Here is a 24,967-nt window from a genome sequence, read left to right as displayed (position 1 = left end):
CGAAATTAGCTCAAATAACTAATGATATCTCTTTTTCATGAGAAAAGGCTTTAATTTTATTGCTGGAAGTAGTTGATGTATAATAGAACTAAGGGAGGCGTTTTCAATGAAAGAAAGCTATAAAAATATTCTCGTTGCAGTGGATGGTTCACCAGCTTCGAATGTTGCGTTCAATGAGGCACTCAATGTTGCCGACCGTAATGGCGCAAAACTATTCATCCTTACTGTAGTGGATTACAAATTTTCAATCGGTGATCCAGCATTTATCAATGACGCGCTGAAGTTTCATTTGAACAATGCTGAAATCGAATTAGAGCAGTTGATTTCCACCTCAAAGATGAGTGGATTGGATTACGAAACGAAGATTGATTCAGGGAGTCCAAAACGAAAGATTATAGAATATGCGCTTGAAAAACAGGTAGATCTCATCATGGTCGGCGCGACTGGATTAGGAGCAATAGAGCAAGCAATAGTTGGTTCTACGACAGCGTATGTCGTTAATCATGCAAAGTGTAATGTAATGGTAGTTAAATCCTAAGGAGTTTAAAAATGCAAAAAAGTTTCTGCCTTCCATTGAAAGCAGAAACTCTTTTTTATTGGGATAGCAGGGCTCGAACCTGCACTTACCTGATTCAGAGTCAGGCGCCTTACCAGTTTGGCCATATCCCAATGAGAACAGAAAACATTATAACGCTAGTTTTTCTATTCTTCAAATAAATCGTCTCGATTATTTATTTCCAGCTTGTTTCAAAGCAGCCAAAACGATATTTCCATCAGCGAATCCAAGATTGATCTTGATAACTTCAGCTTCGAACACCAAAGTCAAGCGGATACCATTTAGTTTCTTTTTACCGCTGATTTCCTTACATTGATAAAGATTATATTTATAAGCTTTTTGTTTACTTAACGCATAAAGTATATTTCCTGAAATTCCATAAGCGGTCAAACCTTCTTGTTTCTTCACACTTTCATACTTATGAAACCCGATAAACGAAAAAGTGAAGGTTGTTTTTGGAAAAAACTGTAAAAAGTTACTAAATAATTGGGTCCCTTTCTCTTCATTGGTATTGTAGTTAATCCCATATTTCTTGGTAAACTGATACAATTCGCTTGCAGTGTTCATAATAACCTCACTCTTCTTAATACTACTAGTATAAATGTTTCTTATAATAGAAACAATTGCTTATTGATTAAAGCGGCGGGTATTGAAAAATTCTGAAACAGCCATCGTAATTAATAAGATACCGAATATTTGAAAGAGAATCATAATACTGCTGAAAGGATTGAATAAAAGGAAAAATCCAGCGATGATCATTAAGCCGCTGTAAATCACCTGACCAGTTACTGGGAAACCGTTTCTTCTAGCACTCCAGCTTTGAATAAACTGACTGATGGCAAAAATTAGGATAATAAATCCTAAAAACATTGGTAAGATACTAATGATTCCTTTTGAAAACCATAACACCACAAATGCAGTGACTACTCGCATGATGCCACCTGTGGTTTCGAAACCCACATTACCAGTATATTTCTTCGCTCTTAGTCCACGAATAATCTGTAAAATACCAAAAAATAATAAATAGAAGAAAATAATGTAAACAATCCCTCTAAAAACGTTTCGCGGTGATACTAAGATAGCGATTCCAAGGATAAGATAGCAAGCGCTTCTTAAGTATCCATACTTTTTGATTGAATCAATAAAATTTGACATAAAATATCACTCCCCTAAAATAATTTTACCTGATTTGACTGCTTTTTGCGAATGAAGTGAAAAATTCGATTGTAAACCATTCCATACTTCGGTATAATTGCGAATAACATTGATCCAAAAGCTAGACGAACAAATGAATGTCGATACTGGAGGGCTTACTTATGAATGAAGAAGAAATTGAACTAGGTAGAAGTTATCGTTGCCATCCGATTGGTTTCGAAGAATGTGTAGAAGGCGAAGTAATTTCGAAAATGACAAACTGCGCAGTCGTTCGAATCAATCAGTGCGAAGAAATCGATCAAGAGCAGCGAGATGACAAATCTAACATGGTCGTGGTAAAATATTCTAATTTCATTCCAAGTTAGAAGGCGGTTTTTTTGAATATATTTACATTGTTATTGGCAATCTTTACGGCTGTACTTTATGTTTTTTTAATGATAGCACGCAGAGAAATCGTTGTTCCGGTTTTTAAGCGACGCAGGCAGTATCCTTTTTATCTATTTCTAACAATCATGATTTTATGGATAGGGTTCACTAGTTGGCAAGACTTGAATGGTCGTGTACAGACAGTTTTAGCAGCACTGGTGATGTTGAGTTTTCTGTTAGACAAAAAAGGCTTTACAGAAGAAAGCCTGATTCTTTTTAGCTTAGACAACCGCGGGATCCCTTTAGATGAGATTGAGCGAGTAGTGTTGTTTCAAGAAGAGAACGGCTTAATTAAGTTAAACTATTTCCGCAAAGAACGTCGTGGACCGATCTTGACTTTCGATTACTCATTAACGGAGTTCGTCGTTTTTCTGTCAACTCATCTTAGTGAAGGAAGCACATTGGAGATATTAACCAAAGACGATCAAGACAAAGATGGCAAATAAAAATAGGCAATGCTGTAAAAACAGCATTGCCTATTTTTATGATATTCAGTACATTAGCGGAAAACGCGGAAGCGTTCGTCGTCAGCTAAGTATTCTTTTTCATTAGCTTCGCCTTCTTTAGAACCGAAAACTAATTGTGAACGTAATTGCCAGTTTGCTGGAATATTCCATTCTTTTGCGACAGCATCATCGATAACTGGATTGTAATGTTGCAAGTTTGCGCCAAGGCCTGCAGCTGTTAAAGCGGTCCAAGTGTTTGCTGTTGCGATACCATTTGATTGTTCAGCCCAATCAGGGAAGTTATCAGCATATAATGCAAATTGTTCTTGCAAGTTTTTCACAGTATCAGTTTCCTTGAAGAACATTACAGTTCCATAGGCGTTTCTAAAGCCAGCGATTTTTGCTTGCGTATTAGGAAAAACTTCTGCGGGAGTTAATGGCTTCAACGCTTCTTCAACGATGTTCCATAGCTTTTCGTGGGCATTTCCAAATAGAATAACGGCACGAGGTGATTGTGCGTTAAAAGCGGTTGGGCTGCTTTTTACTGCGTCTTTAATCAACTCAGTGATTTCTTCTTCTGATTGTTTAACATCTCGTCCTAAAGCGTAAAATGATCGACGATCTTTTAATGTTTCTAAAAATTGAGACATAATAATTTCCACCTTTTCTTGTTTTGTTCTTGTTGACAAAAACTACTTTACCATCTTACAAAAAGTAAGAAAAGAAATATGCTCGGGGAAAAGTAATTTTTTTTAAAGGGCAAGTGAATAACTTTCATGAAACTCTTTGAAATATGATAAACTAGCATTATGAAGCTTTAAAATTGGAGGCCCACAGATGAATATAAAGGAAGTAGGAAAAACAATTCTTTGGTTTTTAATCTTAGGAGCTATTTTGATTGGTTTGCGTCAGTTTGTTTTTACTCCAGTGGTAGTAAAAGGAGATTCGATGGATCCGACACTGATCGATGGGGAGCGCGTCATTGCACTAAAAAATACGAAAGTCAAACGCTTCGATATCGTGACCTTTCCAGCACCAGACGATGAAGGAAAGAACTATATCAAACGTGTGATTGGCTTGCCGGGTGATACTGTCGAGTATAAAAATGACAAGCTCTATATCAACGATAAGGAATACGATGAACCTTATTTAAAAGAGTTCAAAGGTAAATTGGATGACGACCAGCCGCTGACCTACGATTTTAATTTAGAAGAACTATTTGGATCAAAAACAGTCCCAGAAGGTCAGTTATTTGTTTTAGGCGATAATCGCCGAATTTCAAAAGACAGCCGAATCATCGGGATGATCAAAGAAAAAGATATAATGGCCGATGTGAAATTTGTGTTTTGGCCACTGGATCGTTTCGGTACTGTAGACTAGCATAGTATGCTAGTTTTTTTGTCTACTTCGAAATAGTTCGTTATCTTCCATATGAAAAATAAATCTATCAATACGAAAGGACCAGCCGGCTTTATTTTGAAGTTCAGTTCTTTTTATTAATTGATAAACTATAGTAAATCCATATTTTTTTATTATTCATTTTACATGTAGAATTACTGCTGGTCGCCTGCTTAACCATGCGCAGATTTAGTGTAACTGTTATAATATACGAGTAACAAATTTTGAAGAAACGAGGGGAAACGATGCCATTACAATTTTTGTTGGGTGCTGGACAGAACGATGCAAAAGAACAAATAATTCAGACGGCACGTGTTTGGTTAGAAAAAAATCCAGTGAATCGCGTGTTTTTCTTAGTCCCCAATTATAATAAATTCGAGCAAGAGATTAATCTCTTGTCAGCTATGAAACAGGCGCGGGGAAACACGGAATTCAGTACGATCCGCACACAAGTTTTTAGTTTTCAAAGACTGGCTTGGTATTTTTTGCAGCGGGACGGGCAAGTTCCGGGAAATATTCTATCTGAAGCAGGCAATGCCATGATCTTACGGAAAATTCTCCATGAAGTACGTGAAGAATTGACGATTTTTCGAGGTGAGGTCAATAAGACTGGTTTTATCCAGCAATTAGTCGGATTTTATCAGGAGATGCAGATCGGCAATGTTACAGTGGCTGATTTAGTTGAGAATGGGAGCGATCAAGACCAAGTATTAAAACTTCAAGATTTGCAAAAGGTCTTTACAGCTTACGAAGAAGCGTTAATAACTTATCAGGTAGCCAATGAAGACCCGTTGTTATTACTACAAGATCATTTAAGTAAACAAGATCTTTCCAACAGTCTATTTATTGTTAGCGGCTTTACACGTTTTAACGCACGAGAATTAAATGTTCTTAATACGTTAATGAGTTGCGGTAATTTGCTAGTCAATTTAGAGCTAGATCGTCCTTATCCAAATGAAGAACCGAATCCATTGAATTTATTTGCTGATCCTGGGAAAACTTATTTCCAGCTAAAACGTAGTGCTGATGCGCAACGGATTCCAGTACGTCCGGATCAATTCTCTCAGTTAAAGCAAACAGTCTTTAATCAAATAGGAGAGTTTTGGGTAAATCAAAAAAAAGTAACATTAAGCCAAACAGATCAGCTCCAGATTACCCAATACGCTACAGTGTCTGAAGAAATTCGAAAGATTGGTGAAGAGATTCTGCATCTTGTCAGGGATGAAAATTATCGCTATAAAGATATTCAGATCTTAATGCGAAATCCGCAAGTTTATAATAGTGTCTTACCGGATATCTTCCAAAAATTGGCTATTCCGTTTTATTTGGACGAGACACAAGAGATGTCAGCGCATCCCTTGATCGAGTTTCTGCAAGCCTTGTTTTTAATTGATAATTATCATTACAGGATTAACGATGTTTTTCGAATGCTCCGAACAGAATTATTTGCACCGTTTGGATGGGAGGCAAATACATGGTTCGTAGAACAGCAGCAATACAGAGAGAAAATCGATCAAACGGAAAATGTTTGTTTGGCGTATAATTTTCGCGGCAGCGCTTGGACGAAAGCAGCTGATTGGGAGTTTGTTGATTATGATTTTGAAGCGGATGTTTTTAACGACGCCAAACAATTGGAAGAGACAACCAATGAAGTTCGCCGTTCGGTTCAACATATTCTGCCAATATTCTTTAAAGAAATGAAACAGGCTACAAACGGATTGGAGGCAGCGACGCTTTTCTATCATTTTCTAGAAAAGAGCGGTGTAAAACGACAACTACTCTTTTGGCGTGATCAAGAAGTAACTAAAGGTAACTTGGATAAGGCTCGTAATCATGAACAAACCTGGCAAGCCTTGCTTGATCTTTTAGATGAATATGTGCTGATCTACGGAGCAGACGCTTTTGATTGGGATGCTTTCCAGGAAATCTTTTTAGCGGGTTTAATGAACTTAACCTACGGAAAAATTCCTACAGCGATTGATCAAGTACGAGTTAACGATCTGGAATTGGCTCGTGTGGATCAAATGAAAGTCACTTTCGCGATTGGGTTGAACAACAATGATTTTCCAGCCCGTTTTGACGATAAAGGATTATTGTCAGCGGAAGAACGCTCCGCCTTTAATCAAAATCTGCCAGAGGGCAAGTTTTTACCTGAAAGCAACAGTTCAAAAGTGAATCGCGAACCGTTTTTAGCATATTCTGTCTTCCTTTCCGCAACAGAAAAGCTTTATTTAAGCGTTGCAACAACGGTTGAGGGCGAGAAAAAATTGGAGATCTCCTCTTTTTTAAAACAGCTAAGTCAGGGTTTAAATGTGCCAATTATTGAAAATGATTCCTTAAAATTAACAAGTGAACCGGAAAATCATCTAGGCACAATGCGAACACTGTTGTCCGATTTGATCGCTTTAAATCGTTTCGCTCAGGATGAGAACCGTGCTTTCCTACCAGCTTGGCGTGAGTTGCAAAAATTTATACAAAATAGCTCGCTGGCTCCATTAGCACAAAGAGTCTTCAAGAGTCTTCAAGACCTCAATGTACCAAGGGAACTTTTGCCTGAGACTGCGGAACGACTATATGGGAAAAATCTTTATGTCTCTGTTTCGCGGATAGAAAATTTCTATAATTGTCAGTATAAATACTTTGCTAGTTTTGGACTTGGACTAAAGGAAAGAACCGTTTATGGACTGACTCCAGCAGCAGCTGGAGATTTTTATCACGAAGCTTTGGATCATTTCTTCCGCTTATTGAAGGATCAAGGGATGCGTTTGGCAGAGTTGAATGAAGCACAACGAAATCAACTTGCTGATGAAGTATTGAGAGAAATATTTGGTGAGTTGAAATTTGCTATTCTTTCTAGCTCAGCTCGGATGAACTATATTCGCTATCAACTATCAAGGACTATTCAAAAAGTCAGCTGGGGGTTGGTACAACAAGGAATTCGCACAAAGTTCGAGCCACAGCAAACGGAAATTATTTTCGGTTCGATTGGCGGACAAAAAGGTCTTCCTGGAATCAACCTACCGCTATCAAATGGCGGAGAGGTAGCGATTCGCGGGAAAATCGATCGTTTGGATCAATTGCATAGTGCCGAGAATGATTGGTTAAGCGTGATCGACTACAAATCAAGTCCACATAGTTTCAATGTAGCGGATGCATATTATGGTATCGCTCTACAATTGATTACTTACTTAGATGTTGCAGTGACAGATTTTAGCCAAGCGAATGGAAAAGTGATTAAACCAGCAGGAGCCTATTATCTTCACGTTCATAATCCAGTGTTAAAAGATCCAAAGAATATTGAAAAGGATATGCTAAAAGCATATCAATATGATGGATTGTTTGCAAAAGAGCCTGAGCTTTATGATCAGCTGGATCAAAGTTTACAAGAAAAGGAAAATTCATTACTCTTCCCAATCAAGAAAGATAAGAATGGACAAACGGTCGTTGTATCTCAGTCAAAAGACAAATTTTACGAACTATCTGAGATCGAGACTTTGCGTCAATACAATCGCGAAAAAATTCAAAAAGCTGGCAACCAAATTGTTTCTGGTGAAATTAAATTGAATCCTACTTACAAGGATAATCAGCGGATTGCTTGCCAGTACTGTCCATTCCGAAGTGTTTGCAAATTTGACGCGATGTTGAAGGAAAATAATTACCATCGCTTAGAAAAGTTATCTAAGGAAGAAGTCTTGAAACGAATGGAGGATGAGCTGCATGATAAATAGATATGAAATCCCTCCAAAAGCCCCGAATGAAATATACACTGATTCCCAATGGCAGGCGATTTATGATCAAGGAACTAATCTTTTGGTTTCCGCTTCTGCTGGATCAGGTAAAACAGCCGTACTTGTTAGACGTGTGATTGAAAAAATCAAGCGTCAACAGCTCTCGGTTGATCAATTACTAGTTGTAACATTTACGGAAGCGGCTGCCAGGGAAATGAAAGAACGAATTCAATCAGCCTTGCAAGAAGCAATTAATGAAGAAACGGATCAAGATTTAAAAAATCATTTTACTCGTCAACTGACGCTACTGCCGACTGCAAATATCTCTACATTGCACTCGTTTTGTTCAAAAGTCATTCAGCGCTTTTTCTATTTGATTGACTTAGATCCGAGTTATCGGATGTTGACGGACGATACAGAGACAATCTTACTAAAAGAGGATGTTTGGGATGAACTGCGAGAGACATTCTACGAAGAAAATCAGGAGATTTTTTACCGTTTGACAGAGAATTTTTCAAACGATCGTAGTGACAGCGGTCTGGAGGATTTAATTCTTTCGATGTATGAGTTTGCTCGTGCTAATCCTGAACCATTTCATTGGTTGGATAGGTTAGTCGATAACTATCGTGTGGAAAGCTTAGTTGATTCTGATTTATACCAAGACTTGATTCGACCACAAGTTTTACAAACATTGCACGAAGTCAATCAAACCTATCAATGGATGATTTCAGCCAGTCAAGGTACGGATGAACTGCTGAAAATTACTGAGCTTGCACAAAATGAACAAGCCTTCACTCAGCAAATCGAAAAAGCATTAACAGATGACAAGTTAGATGCTGCATATACTAGTTTCGAAAGTCTCAAATTTGCCACGTATCCTTCACCGCGTAAAAAAGAAGTCAAAGAGCTTTATGGCGATGTAATCAGTGAGTGTAAAAATTATCGAGATCAAGCAAAACAAGCATTGATGAAAATCAAAGAGATGTATTTCACAGTTTCTCCAGAAGAACAAGTTGAACGCCTGCAAGAAGCGTTACCGATTGTAGCGGAACTTGTTCGGGTAGAAAAACGTTTCATTGAAGAATATTCTGCGAAAAAACAGGAGAAAGGTATGCTGGATTTCAATGACTTAGAACACTTCACTCTGCAGATATTACAGGCAGAAGTTGATGGTTTTAAGCCGGCAGCAAGCTATTATCGCAAACGTTTTGCAGAGGTTCTTGTTGATGAGTACCAAGATATTAACCAGCTTCAGGAGACGATCCTAAGACAATTAAGCACAGATGAACCAGGAAATCTTTTCATGGTAGGAGATGTCAAACAATCAATCTATGGCTTCCGGTTAGCTGATCCAACGTTATTTATCCAAAAATATCACGATTTCGCAGATGAAGAAGGTGGACGGCGGATCATCTTAGCTGAAAATTTCCGTTCGCGGAAAGAAGTCTTGGATTTTACTAATTTAATCTTCACTCAACTAATGGATCAGACAGTCGGACAGATCGAGTATGACAAACAAGCAGAACTAATTAATGGTTTTACCGATTTTCCTGAAACGGATGCCTTCATCCCAGAATTACTAATTTACGAAAAAAATGGTGAGGTTCCAGAGTGGATAGAAGACAAGGCTATGGGCGAAATCTTCATGACCGCAATAAAAATTCGGCAATTAATCGATGATGGTTTCGAAGTCTATGACAAAAAGCAAAAAATAATGCGCGCTGCCCGTTATGAAGATATCGTCTTGCTAACGCCAACTAGAAGTAACAATTTGACGATCTTAGAAGTTTTTAAACAATTAGGAATTCCGCTATCGATTAATGATACGCAGAATTATTTTCAATCAACGGAACTCCGAGTAATGATTTCTTTATTGCAGATTATTGACAATCCTTATCAAGATATTCCACTTGCGGCTGTTTTGCGTTCACCGATTGTCGGTCTACAAGAAGAGGAACTGGCACAGGTTCGGCTATCATTGCCACAAAAAGAGTATTATCGAGCAGTCAAAAGCTATAGCAAAAATAATTCGGATGCCACAGCGAAAAAGTTAACGACTTTCCTAGAGCAATTAAATGATTGGCGTGAGTTTGCAAGACGAGAAGCCTTAGCAAATTTACTAGTTAAAATCTATAATGAGACAGCCTACTTAGATTATGTTTTAGGAATGCCGGCAGGGCAACAACGCCACGCAAACTTATTGGCTTTGATTGAACGGGCAAAAGATTATGAGCGCAGCAGCTTCCGCGGTTTGTATCAATTTATTCGTTTTATTGAAAAAATGCAGGAAAAGGATAAAGACTTAGGTGAACCGCCAACGGAAGAAGTGCAAGATGCCGTGCGTGTTATGACGATCCACGGCAGCAAAGGGTTGGAATTTCCAGTCGTTTTTTTGATGGATATGAGCAAAAGCTTCAATGTACAGGATACACGCAGGAATTATGTTTTTGATGAACGATTGGGACTCGGTGTAAAATTGCTGACGCCAGATGATCGTATCAGAAAAGACACTTTACTCTTCCAAACGGTCAAACAAAAAAATTTGAATAAGTTATTATCCGAGGAAATGCGGAAATTGTATGTCGCGCTGACTCGAGCAGAACAAAAGTTATTTCTAGTTGGTTCTTATGATGATAAAGAGGCAGCTTTTAAAACTTGGAGCAAAGGATCTCTGAATGAAGGCCTGGTTTTAGACGCCGGCCTTAGAAATGGTCAGAATGATAGTTTCATTGATTGGGTGGGGATGACCCTATTTAGACACCCGTTGATGGATCAGTACCAAAAAGAATATGCGGTGAATCAGCCTGCTGTTTTGAAAAATCATCCAGCCTCTTTTAAAATAGACTTTGTAGATCCGCAAACGATAGCCGGAGCGGTACAAGGTTATCTGCCAGAGATCAAAACGCTGGAAATTCCGCAAGGGGCTATAAATATTGAAACCTTGAAGAAGCAGTTGTTGTTTAAGTACCCCTATCCTGAAGCAACTAAAACGACTAGTTATCAATCAGTCTCAGAATTAAAGCGTCTATACGATGATCCAGATAATCGGGAAACGCTGGACATAACAGCAACACAAACTCAGTATCGTTTTACGGAAGGTGAATTAAACGCTCCGAAATTTTTAGGGACTCAAAAGGAATTATCATCCGCAGAGATTGGTACGGCGACACATTTAGTGATGCAGCTTCTGCCATTAAATGAAATGCCAGAGAAAAAAATGATTGAAGACTTGATTCAGAAATTGATTGATCGAAAAACATTAACAACAGAAATTGCTGAAAAAATATCTGTGGACAGTATTATGCAATTTCTGGATTCTGATGTCGGACGATTTATCATCGAAAATTCAGGAAATTTATATCGCGAAGAACCATTTGCGATGTTGTTGCCTGCTAACCAATTGTTCGATGACTATCAGAATCACGATGAAATATTGATTCATGGGATTATTGACGGTTATTTGGAATTTGAAGATAAATTATTCTTGTATGATTTGAAAACTGATTATTATTCACCTGAACGTGAACAAATTTTAATCAATCGTTATCGGGGACAGTTACATCTATATAAGGATGCCTTAGAAAAAGCAAAACAGAAACCAGTTAAGGGCGTTTACCTAATCTTTTTACAAGGAAATCAAGTCATTAATTTGTTAGAAACTCCTAAAGCTTAGGCAAGTTATACTTATAAAATGTAAGTGATGTGCTATACTCTCCCTATCGAGGTGAGGAAGATGGAACAAGTAGAAGTAATGGACTTTTCACTCTGTCCAAAATTTGAGAAGGGATTTCAGATTTTAGGCAAAAAATGGAACGGTTTAATTATTGATGTATTATTAGAAGGCGGTCCTCAAAGATTTGTCGATATTGCTGCGATGATTCCAGATGTCAGTGATCGGGTCTTAACGGAGCGTCTCAAAGAATTAGAGGCAGAGGGTATTGTCGGTCGTGTGATCGCTTGCGGAAGTCAAAAACGTATGGACTACTGTCTAACCAAAAAAGGCGAAGCATTAGAAACAGTGATGAAAGAAATTCATCAATGGGGCGATACCTGGATCACAGATGCAGAATGTAGTTGATAATTTTTTTGATTTCTTGTAGTATTGGGATAGTCAATTGAATATTTAAAAAAGCGTTGATAGAAAAGAGTAGTCTTTTTCAATCTTAAAGGGAGTGTCTGTCGTTGACTGGAAGCAGACTAGGAAGCGAAAAGATGAAGTTCACTTCTGGAGCTTGTCGTAAGACCGGCGAAGCCGTTAAAAAAGTGAGAGCGTCAGAGCACAATTGACGAATTAGGATGGTAACGCGAGACCTCGTTCCTTTATCGGAACGGGGTCTCTTTGTGTTTGTTTTTATGGATATTGAGTGGACTTTTTCACTTTAGCAATAGGGAAAGGAAGAAAACAATGAGTTTACAAGAGCAATTAGAAACACTAAAGAGTCAGACGTTAGCCAAAATCGAAGCTGCAGAAGAACTGTCTGCCGTTGAAACGATTCGTGTGGAGACGTTAGGAAAGAAAGGCCCGATCACAGAAGTATTGCGAGGAATGCGAGATCTTTCAGCTGAAGAACGTCCGAAAGTTGGAGCCTTCGCGAATGAGATCCGTGATCTTTTAACAAATGCTGTGGAAGAACGTAAAGCAGTATTGACCGAGCTAGCTTTAGAAAAACAATTAGTCGCGGAGTCACTAGATGTTACTTTGCCAGGAAAAAAAGTAAATCACGGCACCCGTCATGTATTGACACAAATAATGGAAGAAATTGAAGATACTTTTGTTGGAATGGGTTATCAAGTAATCGAAGGAACAGAGATCGAATCCGATCACTACAATTTCGAACGAATGAACTTGCCAAAAGATCATCCAGCACGGGATATGCAAGATACATTCTATATTTCCGATGATGTTTTATTACGTACCCATACATCACCTGTTCAAGCTCGAACGATGGAAAAGCATGACTTTTCAAAAGGCGCACTACGCATGATTTCCCCGGGGAAAGTTTTCCGCCGTGATACGGATGATGCGACTCATAGTCATCAGTTCCATCAGATCGAGGGTTTAGTTGTCGATAAAGGTATTACAATGGGGGATTTGAAGGGAACGCTGGAAGTATTATTGAAAGAATTGTTTGGTGCAGATCGTAGTATTCGTTTGCGTCCTAGTTATTTCCCATTCACCGAACCCTCAGTAGAAGTTGATGTCAGCTGTTTTAAATGTGGTGGTAAAGGCTGTAATGTCTGCAAGTACACAGGATGGATTGAGATTTTAGGTGCCGGCATGGTTCATCCAGATGTTTTAGAAATGTCAGGAATCGACTCAAATGAATATTCTGGCTTTGCTTTTGGCTTAGGTCCAGACCGGATCGCAATGCTGCGATACGGTGTCAATGATATTCGAAGTTTTTATCAAAACGATGTTCGTTTCTTGGAACAATTCAAGGGGGAGTAAGAAACAATGTTAGTTTCATATAAATGGTTAAATGAGTATGTAGATATTAAGGATATCGCGCCAAAGGATTTAGCAGATCGCCTTTCATTAACAGGAATCGAAGTCGAAGGCTTGGAATCCCCAGCGGATGGTTTGAAGAAAATCGTTGTTGGTGATGTAAAAGAATGTATTCCGCATCCTGATTCGGATCATCTTTCGATCTGTCAAGTTGATGTAGGTGAAGAAGAATTATCACAAATCGTTTGTGGTGCACCAAACATTAAAGCCGGAGTTAAGGTTATTGTAGCATTACCTGGTTCGCGGATTGCAGGCAATGTAAAAATCAAAAAAGGCAAAATGCGCGGACAAGTTTCTAACGGTATGATCTGCTCATTGCAAGAGCTTGGTTACAGTGACTCAGTAATTCCTAAAGAATACTCTGAAGGAATTTACTACTTGCCAGAAGAAGCCATCGTTGGTGAACCAGTTTTCCCATATTTGGAAATGGATGATACGATCATTGATCTATCAATTACACCAAATAGAGCGGATGCATTAAGTATTCGGGGAGTGGCCCATGAGGTTGCAGCTATTTATAACAAAGAAGCGAATTTTCCAGCTGTTGAATTAAGAGAATCAGTAGAAAAGGCTAGTGATAAGATTAGCGTATCTGTGACTGATGAAAATGATGCGCCGCATTATGAAATTCGGATCATCGAGAACGTAAAAATCGGTCCAAGTCCGCAATGGCTACAAAATCGTTTGATGAATGAAGGAATTCGTCCTATCAGCAATGTGGTTGATGTGACAAACTACATTTTACTGCTGTTTGGACAACCGTTACATGCCTTCGACTATGATAAATTAGGAAGTAAGGAAATTATGGTCCGCCGTGCCAAAGAAAATGAACCTTTCACAACATTAGATAGTGTAGAAAGAACGTTGAATCCCGAAAATATCGTAATTACAAATGGTGAAATTCCGGTTGCTTTAGCAGGTGTTATGGGGGGGTTAGATTCAGAAATTTCTTATGAAACAACGACGGTTGCACTGGAAGCAGCGATGTTTGACCACACTTTAGTTCGACGTACTTCTCAAAGCTACAATTTACGCAGTGAGTCCTCAATGCGTTTTGAAAAGGGAATCAATCAAGGTGAAATAAGTTTGGCTGGTGAGGTAGCTGCAGCTATGATTGCTGAACTAGCTGGCGGTAAAGTTTTACAAGGCGGGGTCAAAGGCAGTGAAGTTCATCCTCAAAATGTCGAAGTGAGCACTACCCTTGAGAAGGTTAATCGCTTCTTAGGCACTGAATTAACGCAAGAGCAAATCAACGATATTTTCCAAGCTTTGAATTTTGAAACTCAAGTGAAGGATGGAGTGACAACTGTTAGTGTACCGCCACGTCGTTGGGACATTACGATTGAAGCCGATTTGATGGAAGAGATCGCACGTATTTATGGTTACAACAATTTGCCGTCTACTTTACCAGAAGGGCAAACTGTTGCAGGTTATCTGACTGAAGCGCAAAAGGCAGTAAAAAAAGTTCGTAACTTATTGGAAGGTGCTGGATTATCAGAAGCGATTAGCTATGCTTTAACAACAGAAGATAAGGCGCAACAATTTTTAGTGAACGAAAGCAAAGTGACTCGGGTTGCTTGGCCAATGAGTGAAGAACGATCAACCATGCGTCTAAATTTGATTAGTGGTTTATTAGAAGATTTAGCGTATAATGTGGCACGCAAGAATAATGATGCCGCTTTTTATGAAATCGGTCATGTTTTCTATCAAAATAATGATCCGAAAAAAGATTTACCGATCGAACAAAATCATGTCGCAATCGCTGTTACTGGTAGTATTGTAAATAAATCTTGGAATGGTAAAGCTGAAGCTTGTGATTACTACACGATTAAAGGGATGGTAGAAGAATTAGTCGATGGCTTAGGTCTCTCTGAGAACATTTCTTTTAAAGCAATCAAAATGACAGAGATGCATCCAGGCCAAACAGCCGGTATCTATTTAGGAGAAGAATTAATCGGATTTGTCGGTCAGGTTCATCCCAAACTGGCAGCAAGCTATGAACTTAAATCAGCCTATGCAGCTGAATTGAATTTAGAAGCACTGATCAGTCTGGAAAAAGCGCCATTAGTTTTTGAAACAGTTTCTAAATATCCGGCAGTCAGTCGTGATATTGCGATGTTGGTGGATGAAGCAAGTACAAACGCTGAAATTGAAGCGGTGATTAAATCTGCTGCTGGTAAATTCTTGACTGATTTGCAGGTCTTCGATGTGTATCAAGGTGCAAATATCGAGTCGGGCAAAAAATCGATGGCGTACAATTTGACCTTCGTTAATTCTGAGGCAACTTTAACTGATGAAGAAATCAATCACATTATGAGCAAAGTTACTAAGAAGTTAGAAGAGAAGGTTCAAGCAGTTATTCGTTAATGTACAGATAGATAAAAAAACTCCTCAAAGTTGACTATTGAGGAGTTTTTTTGAAATTAACTTGCTTGTGATTCGCTGGTTACAACAACATCGACTCCTGTATTCAGAAGGTTATTGATTGCTACGTCGCCAATTTTGACTGGAGCCTGCAGTTTAACTTGGTTGATTTCTCTCATTGCCTCCAAAACCATTTTCTTTGGAATACCATCTGCAGTTTTTACCGAACAAAGATGAGAACTACCGCCATTTACGAGAACAGTAGAAGTGACCACTCGAATTGGATTTGTGGCTTCTGCCTTGCCATATTTTACGCCCTTGTTACAGCTGTGACCGGTCACCTGATAATCTTTCATTTCATCAACGGTTAGATGACAGCCTTTTGGGCACATGATACAAATAAAGTTTTTCATCTCTTGGACACCTCCTCGACACAGATCTCCAAATCGCCATCAGTGACTTTTTCTAATACTTTTTTTGATAGTTTAATTTTTTCCATCTCTCCAGGTACGATGTAGCTTTTCTTCTGTTTTGCTAAAACTTCCCCATTTGATTTAATTAGGATCTGACTATCATCAAACACTTGATTGACCCTGAAAAAAACCTCAACCCTACGATTGATGTTTTCTTTGCGGATCGTTTGGGGAACGGTATAGGTTACATGATCCCCATTTTTTACTGAGATGGCACTCGAAAGATTCTTTTCATCTTTAAGGATATAAGTAGCAGCTGCTGTTCCAGCCTTGATACTTTCTTCGGTTACAAAATCAACTAAATCATGGACATGGACCACGTTGCCGCAAGCGAAAATCCCTGGTATAGAAGTCTCCATGTTCTCATAAACGAAGGGACCATTTGTTTTAGAATCGAGATCAAGATTAGCATCGCGGCTTAGTTCATTTTCAGGTATCAGACCAACTGATAATAAGATTGTATCGCAGTCGAATAATTGTTCTGTACCAGCGATAGGCTGACGTTTCTCATCGACTTCCGCAACGACAACTTGCTCTACACGATTTTTTCCGCGAATTTCAGTAATTGTATGGGATAGATACAAGGGAATATCGAAATCATCCAAGCATTGAACAATATTTCTCGTTAACCCGCCAGAATATGGCATTACTTCGATGCAGGCTAAAACTTCTGCGCCTTCTAGAGTCATACGGCGAGCCATGATTAAACCGATATCACCGGAACCTAAGATAATGATTTTCTTTCCAACAAGATAGCCCTCCATATTGACATAGCGCTGAGCCGCTCCCGCAGTGAAGACGCCAGCTGGGCGACTGCCAGCGATACCAATAGCGCCACGTGTCCGTTCACGACAGCCCATGGCAAAAACAATTGCTTTTGTTTTTAGGATCTGATAGCCTTGTTCTTTATTGACGACATGTACTTCTTTTTTCTCTGATACTTCTAAAACCATCGTATCTAACAGAACCTTGACGTTTGTTTCTTGGATTTTTTTTATGAAGCGAGCAGCATATTCAGGCCCTGTTAATTCTTCCTTAAAATAATGAAGACCAAAACCATTATGGATACATTGATTCAAAATGCCTCCCAGTCGCTGGTCGCGTTCAATGATCAAAATATCTTTGATTCCATTTTCATAAGCAGCAACAGCTGCTGCTAAGCCTGCTGGCCCTCCGCCGATTACAATTAAGTCATGCATCTTAATGACCTCCTTTCGTTGCTTCTACAAGAATATAACTGCCTTCACGATCCTGAAGAATATCTAATGGTGATTTATTACGTTCATCAGCCAAAATTTCTACCACCCGTGGACCGCAGAATCCTCCCTGACAACGTCCCATGCCAGCATTACATCTGCGCTTGATCCCATCCAAAGAAACGGGAGGGATAGGGGAGTGGGCTGCAGCTCTGATTTCTCCTTCTGTGATCGTCTCGCAACGGCAAATTACTCTGCCATAATCGTTATTTTGTGAAATGAGCTTATTCTTTTCATCTAGAGAAAGTTCATCAAATATAACTTTCTCACGGGAATCAATAAACGAGACCTTTCGCGTGAACGACTCTCCTATAGACTTTTCTAGCATCTCAATTCCATATAAAGCTATGGCTGGCGCGGAGGTAAGACCGGGAGATTTGACACCTGCTAGATCAATAAATCCGGAGGCTGCTTCTTGCAAAACAAAATCTCCAGTAGAATTGTTCGCACGTATTCCAGAAAAGTTTCGAATTGATTGACGTAAGTTTAGGTCAGGTACCGATTTTTTTGCCAATTCAGCAACTAGCTTCAATCCGGCGGTCGTACTTTCAGTATCTTTACCGCTATCCAGATCTTCAGTTGGTACTGGTTCTGAATTTGGACCAACAACCAAATTTCCGTGGACAGTCGGACTGATCAGAACCCCTTTTCCGATACTGGATGGACATTGGAAGATAACATGATTCACAATAGTTCCTTCAGATTTATCTAAGAGGTAATACTCACCCCGTTTTGGAGTGATTTTGAAATTTGGTTCAGCAACCAAATTATGAATATCATCTGAATGGACACCTGCAGCATTGAATACATATTTTGTTTGATAGGTGGCTTTATTGGTCGTTATCTCATAACCGCCATTGATTTTTTTGATATCCTGAACACGATTACTCAAAGCAATATCAACCCCATTCTTTACAGCGGTCTCTGCCAACGCTAGGCAGAACTCCCAAGGGTTTACTATAGCCGCAGTAGGTGCGTACAGAGCGCCTAAACTTTTATGTGAAAGATTAGGTTCCTTCTGATGAAGTGCTTCTTGATCCAATAATTCAAGATCTTTTACACCATTTTTGATGCCTCGTTCATATAGTCTCTCAATGAGTGCCAACTCTTCTTCTGAAAAAGCGACAACAAGAGAGCCGATTTGATCATAATGGACAGATAGCTTTTGACATAGTTCTTTCGCACGTTCTGCTCCTTCGACATTCAGTCTTGCCATCAAGGAACCAGGTTCTGGGTCAAAGCCTGCATGCATTATGGCGCTATTAGCTCTAGTTGCACCCAAGCTAACGTCATTTTCGGCTTCCAAAATTAAAGTCTTCAGATGATACTTGCTTAGTTCATAGGCAGTTGCAGACCCAACAATTCCGCAACCGATTACAGTTACATCATACATAGATTTTTCCTCCCAATTATTTTGTGTTATTCTTCGATTACTGTTCCCTCCAGAATGCACTAAAAAAAGAGTACAGTGAACAAACGCCAATGTTTGTTGACGTTTGTAGCTATACTCTTTTTATCTCTAGCAGTTATTTAGTTACCTGTATTATAACACCTTTATAAACGTTCAACAATCGTTAAATTGACCAAATCGTGCTTGCCGTTGTTGAGACAGCGAGACTTCCTGCTCCCAGAGCACCCATAATGTCTTCTTTGTCGCGAATCAAGCCACCAACGATTACCGGTTTTTTTGAATGGTTGACCAGCTCTTTGATTATTTTTGGTGAAACACTTGGAAGAACTTCAACTAAATCTGCTTCAGTATATTTTAATTGGCGGTCAACGTTTTCTAGAGCAGAAGAGTCTAAGAGAAAGAAACGTTGGATCGTTAATAATCGATGTTTTTTAGCATGACGAATGATCGCAGGTTTGGTAGAAATAATGCCGTCAAAGGAGGTAGATTGTTTAATATAGTCAATTGCTTTTTCATCAGATGATAGCCCCTTGACTAGATCGGCATGTAAAATAGCTACTTTTCCACTAGTTTTAATTTTTTTAGACAGATTTGCTAACTCCATCAGATGGGATTGGAGAACAAAAATAACTTCAGCTTCAGAATTAATCGCTGCTTCAAGTTCAACCTCATTTTTTGCAGCAGCGATTACTGGGAAAAGCTCTAATTTTTGGTACAATTCATGAATGTTCATCCCTTTGAACTCCTTTTGTTTTCTCACTATTTATTTTACCACGAGAAAAAAGTAAGAAACAGACTTCTTTATATCTATTCCAGCATAAAAAGAAACAAGACATAAAAAAATCCACTGAGTGTCAGTGGATAGCGGTAGTCATTTCACGGATGAACATATTAATAAGATCTTTCCAACAATTGCTTAGCTACGATCACTAAAACTTCTTTGCTTTTACTATCAGGTAGTTGGTGGATTTCATCCAATGCCTTTTGTGTTAGCTTTTCCGCAAATGATAACGCACCGGAAATCCCACCAAGGCTATCTACGTAATAGGCTAACTGAATCAAATCCTGTCGAGATAACTCTTCAGGCTTTTCTAAGTAGGGGCGTATGATATCAGGATGGTTGTCACGTGCAATCAGCAAAGGCAGGGTAAAAATCCCTTGCTGAACATCAGTTAGAATAGGTTTCTGATCGTTTCCTAGTTCTAGGGAAAAATTCAAAATATCATCATAAACCTGAAAGGCTAGACCTATTGCAGATCCGATGCGTTTAGCTCGTGATTGCAGTTTTTTGTCAGCCCCACCAAAATAGGCACCTTCATGGCAACTTAGTCGAATAAGTTCCGCAGTCTTACCGTTAATGTTTCGTAAGTAATCGCTAACGGTCTGATCGGCATTGAAAGTACAAGTCATTTGTGTCAATTCCCCCTGTAAAACTTTCTTCATCGCTTGAGCGTTTTTAAGCAGAAAAGGTGTTTGGCTCATACATTCAGCTAACAATTCAAAATAACTAGTATACATAAAATCTCCGGTGTAAACCGCTACATCTTTTCCGAAGCGAGTTTGGATGGATGGCATTCCACGACGGGTAGGCGAGTCATCGATAATATCATCGTGGACAAGTGTTGCAGAATGCAGCAATTCAAGTGAAGCTGCGATTTTTATTAATTGTTCGTGCTCTTTTTTTTCTCCAAAATCAGCGAAAAGAAAGAAGAGTGCCGGACGAATCATTTTTCCCCCTGTAGAAGAAAATTTTGTGATGGCCTCTTCAATCGATTTATTATTAATAACAAGTCTTTGTGAGATCAATTTCTTAACTTGAATTAGATTTTCCTGTATTTTGGGGTATTCATTCCAATAGTCTAACATGGGTGCTCCTTCTTACAACGTTTTCAATTCCATTTTAGCGCATGCTTCACGTAAAGACTACTAGAATGCTTGATTAGTGTTTCGTGAGAACTAACACATGACAGATAAGCAAATCCTTTGAACAAAAAGTATAAAAATAGCATAATGAATACGAAAAAGAAAATTGAGAAAGTTGGGTGAGATGAATTTAACCGTTTTCTTGGAGCTCGTAGAATTTAAAGCGAAAACTGCGAGTGTCCTGCCTTTTTTTATTGGGATTTGTTTTAGCCTGTATAATTTTCACAAACTTCATTTAGGTCTAGTCCTGTTGTATTTTGTCGCAATGTTCATTTTTAATATGGCTGTCGACATTTTAGACAATTACAATGACTATCACCATGCGACGGAAATTCACGACTATCGAGAAAAAACCAATATCATTGGGAGAGAAAACTTGGATTTAAAATTAGTTTTCCGGATGATGGTGGGAATGATCATTGTTTCGGCACTGATTGGAATCGGTTTGTCTCTTGTTGTCGGATGGCCTTTTTTGCTGATGGGGTTATTTTGTTATGGTGTAGGTATTTTTTACTCATCAGGTCCAAAGCCTTTGTCCAGTCTGCCGTTAGGAGAAGTTTTTTCAGGGTTGACGATGGGGTTTATGATCACAATCTTATGTGTCTACCTAAATACGTATGAAGTATTTCAGTGGAATTTTTCTAATCTGAGTAAAATATTTCTGATTTCATTACCAAATACGCTATGGATCGCGAATTTAATGTTGGCAAACAATATCTGTGACTTGGAAGAAGACGAAAAAAACAATCGCTTTACTTTAGTTCATTATTTAGGAAAGCAGCGGGCGATCCAGTTGTTCATTGGAATGAATATCGCGGCTTTTCTAGCCATTCTATTTTCGGTGCTTATCGGAATAGCTCCATGGACAATGTTGGGCTCATTTTTAGCAGCACCATTCATCTACAAGCAGGTTCAATTATTTCTTACAAAGCAGGTCAAACGTGAGACGTTTATTTGCGCGGTCAAGATTTTAGCCGTAGGAGCTGCCGCGCAAGTGATCAGTTTTGCATTGACGTTCATATTTTAAGGGGGAAACAGGAAATGAAAGAAATCGTCATTTTAGGCGCAGGTTACGCAGGATTGCGGGCCTTACATGTATTGCAAAAATCAGGAGCAGACATCCATATCTCTCTAGTGGACCGCAATGATTATCACTATGAATCAACAAGTCTCCATGAAGTTGCGGCTGGTACCCAACCAGATGAAAAAATTTGCTATAAGATCAAAGATGTAGTCAATTCAAGTAAAACAACATTTATCAAGGATACCGTAGAAAAAATTGCTGCTGACCAAAAAGAGGTCTATTTAGAAAATCGGACACTTAAATATGATTATTTGATCGTTGCCTTAGGTTTCCAATCTGAATCATTTGGAATAGCAGGAGTGAAGGAAAACTCTCTTGAGATGGTTGACGTGAAAACAGCGGATAAGGTTCACAAACACATCCTTGAGCAAATGGAAAAATATAAAGAAACACAAAACGAAGAGTATTTACGAATCGTTGTCTGTGGCGCAGGCTTCACAGGAATTGAATTGGTTGGAGCGCTGGTCGAAGGCAGTAAAGAGTTTGCTAAAATCGCAAACGTAAAACCAGAAGATATTCAAATTTATTGTGTAGAAGCAGTCGATAAAATATTGCCAATGTTTAGTGATAAACTCGGACAATATTGTCTGAAATATTTGGACAAATGGGATGTTAAACTATTAACAGGTAAACCAATAAAAAAAGTGGAGCCAGGAGCAGTTATCTATCAAAATTCTAAAGAAGATGAGAATGACCTTGTGGCACTTAAAGCGAAAACAATTGTTTGGACAACCGGCGTCAGCGGCAGCCATGTCATCGGCGACTCAGGTTTTGAAGAACGTCGTGGACGTGTCATGGTAAAACCAAATCTGACTGATCCAAATCATGATGATGTTTATCTTTTAGGTGATGTGTCCGCGGTCATGGATCCAGCTAGTAATCGCCCTTATCCAACTACGGCACAAATTGCGTTAGCAATGGGTTCTTATGCTGGTAAAGATATTTTGAATCAAATGATAGGCCAGCCAAGCAAACCATTCTCATTCAAATCATTAGGTTCAGTGGCTTCAATAGGGAATACCCATGCCTTCGGAGTTGTCGGCAGTACAGAAGTTACTGCATATCCGGCTTCGTTCATTAAAAAGGCGATCATGGACCGCTCCCTCTTTGAAACAGGCGGAGTCAAGGAAGTCATGGCGAAAGGTCGTTTTGATTTCTATCACTAAATCGAAAACTGGATACTTGGCGAAAGAAAAAGCACTCGAAATTTTTCGAGTGCTTTTTTGAATTAACCGAAGTAATTGATACCCATAGCCTGTTTGACTTCAGCCAAAGTTTCAGCAGCTACGGCTTGTGCCTTTTCGCTGCCTTCCTTAAGCATTTGCATAATAGCGTCTGGATCTTTTGCATATTCTTCACGGCGAGCTCGAATGGGTTCAAACTCAGCTTCTAAGACTTCAATTAAATAACGCTTAATCTTAACATCGCCCAGACCGCCTCGACGATAGTGCTCTTTTAACTCAGTAATCTTTTCTTTGTCTTTACCGAAAACATCTAGGTAGGTGAAAACCATATTACCTTCAACTTGACCAGGATCCTCTACATGAATATGATTTGGATCGGTGTACATACTCATGACTTTTTTCGCCAGCACGTTGGCGGAGTCTGCTAAATAAATACCGTTCCCCAATGATTTACTCATTTTTCCATTGCCGTCAATACCCGGCAGACGGCCTTGACCTTTTTCCGGAAAAACGCCTTTTGGTTCAACTAAAACTTCACCGTACGTGTGATTGAAGCTTTGAACAATTTCTTGTGTTTGTTCCAACATTGGTTTCTGATCCTCGCCAACTGGAACTAAGTTAGCTCTAAAAGCAGTAATATCGGAAGCTTGAGAAACTGGGTAAATAAAGAAACCGGTGGGAACACTTTCACCAAATTTCTTTTGTTCAATTTCTGATTTTACTGTCGGATTTCGGCGGACACGTCCAACACTGACAAGGTTTAAATAGTACATTGTCAGTTCTGCAAGTTCAGGAATTTGCGATTGAATAAACAGTGTCGAGCGTTTCGGATCTAGCCCTACTGCCATATAATCTAACGCAACTTGCAAAACATTTGATGAAACTTTTTCTGGATTTTTTGCGTTATCTGTTAACGCCTGCATATCGGCGATCATAATAAATAATTTATTTTCAGGATCTTCTTGCATCAGAACGCGATTTTTTAGCGAACCAACATAATGCCCTAAATGTAATTGTCCAGTCGGACGATCTCCAGTCAAAATGATATTTTTCATTAACTCACCTTTTCGTAAAAATTCTTTCAATAGTCTCTTCAAATACTAACCTTTTTTTTCAAACATGACAACTCTTATCGCCATTTTAATTGAAAGTGCAAAGAGTGTGTATGTCAAAAAATATCACATAGGAATAGAAGTTGTTAAAAAACTTTTTTCTAGGGCTGAGTTTTTTTCTTTACAAAGTAAAAAAATTTAGCTTATAATTAGACTCACATTGGAAAAATTAGAAAATGCTAAGGGAAAATGAGGTGGTAAGACATGCCAATGGTTGAATTTAAGCATGTGGAAAAATACTATGGGAAGTTTCATGCCTTAAAACAGATTGACTTGACCTTCGAAAAGGGTGAAGTTGTCGTGGTGATCGGACCATCTGGATCAGGAAAGAGCACGATGTTGCGTTGCATCAACGGTCTAGAAGATATTTCTTCTGGGGAACTACTGGTTAACGATAAGAACTTGCATAGTAAAGATGTAAAATTAAAGGATATTCGAAAAAATATCGGAATGGTTTTCCAACATTTTAATCTCTATCCAAACAAGACAGCGATTGAAAACATTACGTTAGCACCGATTAAAGTTTTGAAACAGTCCTCCGAGGAGGCAACTAAGACTGCTGAGAAATTACTAAATCGCGTAGACATGTTAGATAAGAAGGACTCTTATCCTTCCATGTTATCTGGGGGACAGCAACAACGGATCGCCATCGCTCGAGGTTTAGCGATGAATCCCGACTTGCTGCTTTTTGATGAGCCGACATCTGCGCTGGATCCGGAAATGATCGGTGACGTATTGAATGTTATGAAGAAAATCGCGCGAGATGGCATGTCCATGATCGTTGTTACTCACGAAATGGGATTTGCTAAAGAGGTTGCAGATCGAATTATCTTTATGGCTGATGGTGAGGTTTTAGAAGACACACGTGATGTCAAAGGATTTTTTGAGAAACCTCAAGACGAACGAGCACAACAATTTGTCAGGAAAGTAATCAATCATTAGGAG

Annotated in this window: 21 protein-coding genes, 1 tRNA gene and 1 other annotated feature; of the genes, 12 read left to right on the top strand and 10 right to left on the bottom strand. The window is 38.9% G+C overall.

The window, feature by feature from the left end; translation table 11 throughout:
- Nucleotides 1–106 precede the first annotated feature (106 nt).
- Nucleotides 107–538 carry a universal stress protein gene (locus AC4J95_RS15625; RefSeq protein WP_494550663.1) on the top strand — a complete coding sequence of 144 codons (432 nt, stop codon included), beginning with the start codon at nucleotides 107–109 and terminating at the stop codon, nucleotides 536–538.
- A 58-nt stretch (nucleotides 539–596) separates the two neighbouring features.
- Here AC4J95_RS15625 and AC4J95_RS15620 read toward each other — a convergent pair.
- The 3 genes from AC4J95_RS15620 to AC4J95_RS15610 all read right to left on the bottom strand — a co-directional run bounded on the left by AC4J95_RS15620 (nucleotide 597) and on the right by AC4J95_RS15610 (nucleotide 1,711).
- Nucleotides 597–669 (bottom strand) — tRNA-Gln (locus AC4J95_RS15620).
- Between the two features lie 58 nt (nucleotides 670–727).
- Nucleotides 728–1,123 carry a hypothetical protein gene (locus tag AC4J95_RS15615; RefSeq protein ID WP_494550662.1) on the bottom strand — a complete coding sequence of 132 codons (396 nt, stop codon included), beginning with the start codon at nucleotides 1,121–1,123 and terminating at the stop codon, nucleotides 728–730.
- Nucleotides 1,124–1,183: 60 nt separating this feature from the next.
- On the bottom strand, nucleotides 1,184–1,711 hold the full coding sequence (locus AC4J95_RS15610; RefSeq protein WP_494550661.1) for an HdeD family acid-resistance protein: 528 nt from the start codon (nucleotides 1,709–1,711) through the stop codon (nucleotides 1,184–1,186).
- A gap of 161 nt (nucleotides 1,712–1,872) precedes the next feature.
- On the opposite strand from AC4J95_RS15610, the gene AC4J95_RS15605 reads away from it, so the two are divergent.
- Both AC4J95_RS15605 and AC4J95_RS15600 read left to right on the top strand, forming a co-directional pair.
- The gene (locus tag AC4J95_RS15605) at nucleotides 1,873–2,076 is read left to right on the top strand and encodes a hypothetical protein (protein WP_010780854.1); all 204 of its coding nucleotides are present in this window, start codon (nucleotides 1,873–1,875) and stop codon (nucleotides 2,074–2,076) included.
- A 12-nt stretch (nucleotides 2,077–2,088) separates the two neighbouring features.
- Nucleotides 2,089–2,583 (top strand): hypothetical protein, encoded by a 495-nt coding sequence (locus tag AC4J95_RS15600; protein WP_494550660.1) that lies wholly within the window; start codon nucleotides 2,089–2,091, stop codon nucleotides 2,581–2,583.
- A gap of 53 nt (nucleotides 2,584–2,636) precedes the next feature.
- Here the strand turns inward: AC4J95_RS15600 and AC4J95_RS15595 are convergent, their stop codons facing one another.
- Nucleotides 2,637–3,233 (bottom strand): nitroreductase family protein, encoded by a 597-nt coding sequence (locus AC4J95_RS15595; RefSeq protein ID WP_494550659.1) that lies wholly within the window; start codon nucleotides 3,231–3,233, stop codon nucleotides 2,637–2,639.
- Between the two features lie 187 nt (nucleotides 3,234–3,420).
- Between AC4J95_RS15595 and lepB the strand changes: the two genes are divergently transcribed.
- From lepB to pheT, 6 genes are all read left to right on the top strand, one after another.
- Nucleotides 3,421–3,963, top strand: a complete 543-nt coding sequence (gene lepB / locus AC4J95_RS15590) for a signal peptidase I (protein ID WP_494550658.1) — start codon at nucleotides 3,421–3,423, stop codon at nucleotides 3,961–3,963.
- A 263-nt stretch (nucleotides 3,964–4,226) separates the two neighbouring features.
- Nucleotides 4,227–7,709 (top strand): PD-(D/E)XK nuclease family protein, encoded by a 3,483-nt coding sequence (locus AC4J95_RS15585; RefSeq protein WP_494550657.1) that lies wholly within the window; start codon nucleotides 4,227–4,229, stop codon nucleotides 7,707–7,709.
- Nucleotides 7,699–11,382, top strand: a complete 3,684-nt coding sequence (gene addA, locus AC4J95_RS15580; protein WP_494550656.1) for a helicase-exonuclease AddAB subunit AddA — start codon at nucleotides 7,699–7,701, stop codon at nucleotides 11,380–11,382. The genes AC4J95_RS15585 and addA overlap by 11 nt, the downstream gene beginning before the upstream one ends.
- Nucleotides 11,383–11,442: 60 nt before the next feature.
- Nucleotides 11,443–11,787, top strand: coding sequence for a winged helix-turn-helix transcriptional regulator (locus AC4J95_RS15575; RefSeq protein ID WP_494550655.1), 345 nt, complete (start codon nucleotides 11,443–11,445; stop codon nucleotides 11,785–11,787).
- A 47-nt stretch (nucleotides 11,788–11,834) separates the two neighbouring features.
- Nucleotides 11,835–12,032 (top strand) — a binding site (T-box leader).
- A gap of 82 nt (nucleotides 12,033–12,114) precedes the next feature.
- Nucleotides 12,115–13,158: a phenylalanine--tRNA ligase subunit alpha gene (gene pheS, locus AC4J95_RS15570; RefSeq protein ID WP_494550654.1), complete on the top strand. Its 1,044-nt coding sequence runs from the start codon at nucleotides 12,115–12,117 to the stop codon at nucleotides 13,156–13,158.
- 6 nt (nucleotides 13,159–13,164) lie between these two features.
- Nucleotides 13,165–15,582, top strand: a complete 2,418-nt coding sequence (gene pheT, locus AC4J95_RS15565) for a phenylalanine--tRNA ligase subunit beta (protein ID WP_494550653.1) — start codon at nucleotides 13,165–13,167, stop codon at nucleotides 15,580–15,582.
- 56 nt (nucleotides 15,583–15,638) lie between these two features.
- Here pheT and AC4J95_RS15560 read toward each other — a convergent pair whose 3' ends face one another.
- The 5 genes from AC4J95_RS15560 to AC4J95_RS15540 all read right to left on the bottom strand — a co-directional run bounded on the left by AC4J95_RS15560 (nucleotide 15,639) and on the right by AC4J95_RS15540 (nucleotide 20,585).
- Nucleotides 15,639–15,992, bottom strand: a complete 354-nt coding sequence (locus tag AC4J95_RS15560) for a DUF1667 domain-containing protein (protein WP_494550652.1) — start codon at nucleotides 15,990–15,992, stop codon at nucleotides 15,639–15,641.
- Nucleotides 15,989–17,251 (bottom strand): NAD(P)/FAD-dependent oxidoreductase, encoded by a 1,263-nt coding sequence (locus tag AC4J95_RS15555; RefSeq protein WP_494550651.1) that lies wholly within the window; start codon nucleotides 17,249–17,251, stop codon nucleotides 15,989–15,991. The genes AC4J95_RS15560 and AC4J95_RS15555 overlap by 4 nt, the downstream gene beginning before the upstream one ends.
- A gap of 1 nt (nucleotide 17,252) precedes the next feature.
- Nucleotides 17,253–18,701, bottom strand: a complete 1,449-nt coding sequence (locus AC4J95_RS15550; RefSeq protein ID WP_494550650.1) for an NAD(P)/FAD-dependent oxidoreductase — start codon at nucleotides 18,699–18,701, stop codon at nucleotides 17,253–17,255.
- 181 nt (nucleotides 18,702–18,882) lie between these two features.
- Nucleotides 18,883–19,452, bottom strand: a complete 570-nt coding sequence (locus AC4J95_RS15545) for a glycerol-3-phosphate responsive antiterminator (protein ID WP_494550648.1) — start codon at nucleotides 19,450–19,452, stop codon at nucleotides 18,883–18,885.
- 158 nt (nucleotides 19,453–19,610) lie between these two features.
- Nucleotides 19,611–20,585: a polyprenyl synthetase family protein gene (locus tag AC4J95_RS15540; protein ID WP_494550647.1), complete on the bottom strand. Its 975-nt coding sequence runs from the start codon at nucleotides 20,583–20,585 to the stop codon at nucleotides 19,611–19,613.
- A 181-nt stretch (nucleotides 20,586–20,766) separates the two neighbouring features.
- On the opposite strand from AC4J95_RS15540, the gene AC4J95_RS15535 reads away from it, so the two are divergent.
- On the top strand, nucleotides 20,767–21,669 hold the full coding sequence (locus tag AC4J95_RS15535; RefSeq protein ID WP_494550646.1) for a prenyltransferase: 903 nt from the start codon (nucleotides 20,767–20,769) through the stop codon (nucleotides 21,667–21,669).
- A gap of 14 nt (nucleotides 21,670–21,683) precedes the next feature.
- Nucleotides 21,684–22,892: an NAD(P)/FAD-dependent oxidoreductase gene (locus tag AC4J95_RS15530; RefSeq protein ID WP_494550645.1), complete on the top strand. Its 1,209-nt coding sequence runs from the start codon at nucleotides 21,684–21,686 to the stop codon at nucleotides 22,890–22,892.
- A gap of 62 nt (nucleotides 22,893–22,954) precedes the next feature.
- Here the strand turns inward: AC4J95_RS15530 and trpS are convergent, their stop codons facing one another.
- Nucleotides 22,955–23,965 carry a tryptophan--tRNA ligase gene (trpS, locus tag AC4J95_RS15525; RefSeq protein ID WP_494550644.1) on the bottom strand — a complete coding sequence of 337 codons (1,011 nt, stop codon included), beginning with the start codon at nucleotides 23,963–23,965 and terminating at the stop codon, nucleotides 22,955–22,957.
- Between the two features lie 261 nt (nucleotides 23,966–24,226).
- Between trpS and AC4J95_RS15520 the strand changes: the two genes are divergently transcribed.
- Nucleotides 24,227–24,964: an amino acid ABC transporter ATP-binding protein gene (locus AC4J95_RS15520; protein WP_494550643.1), complete on the top strand. Its 738-nt coding sequence runs from the start codon at nucleotides 24,227–24,229 to the stop codon at nucleotides 24,962–24,964.
- The last annotated feature ends 3 nt before the right edge of the window (nucleotides 24,965–24,967 follow it).

It is taken from the genome of Enterococcus sp. GPZ-007, from assembly GCF_059374735.1.
The sequence above is the reverse complement of the archived record's forward strand: the minus strand, read 5'-3'. Positions and strand labels throughout refer to the sequence as shown.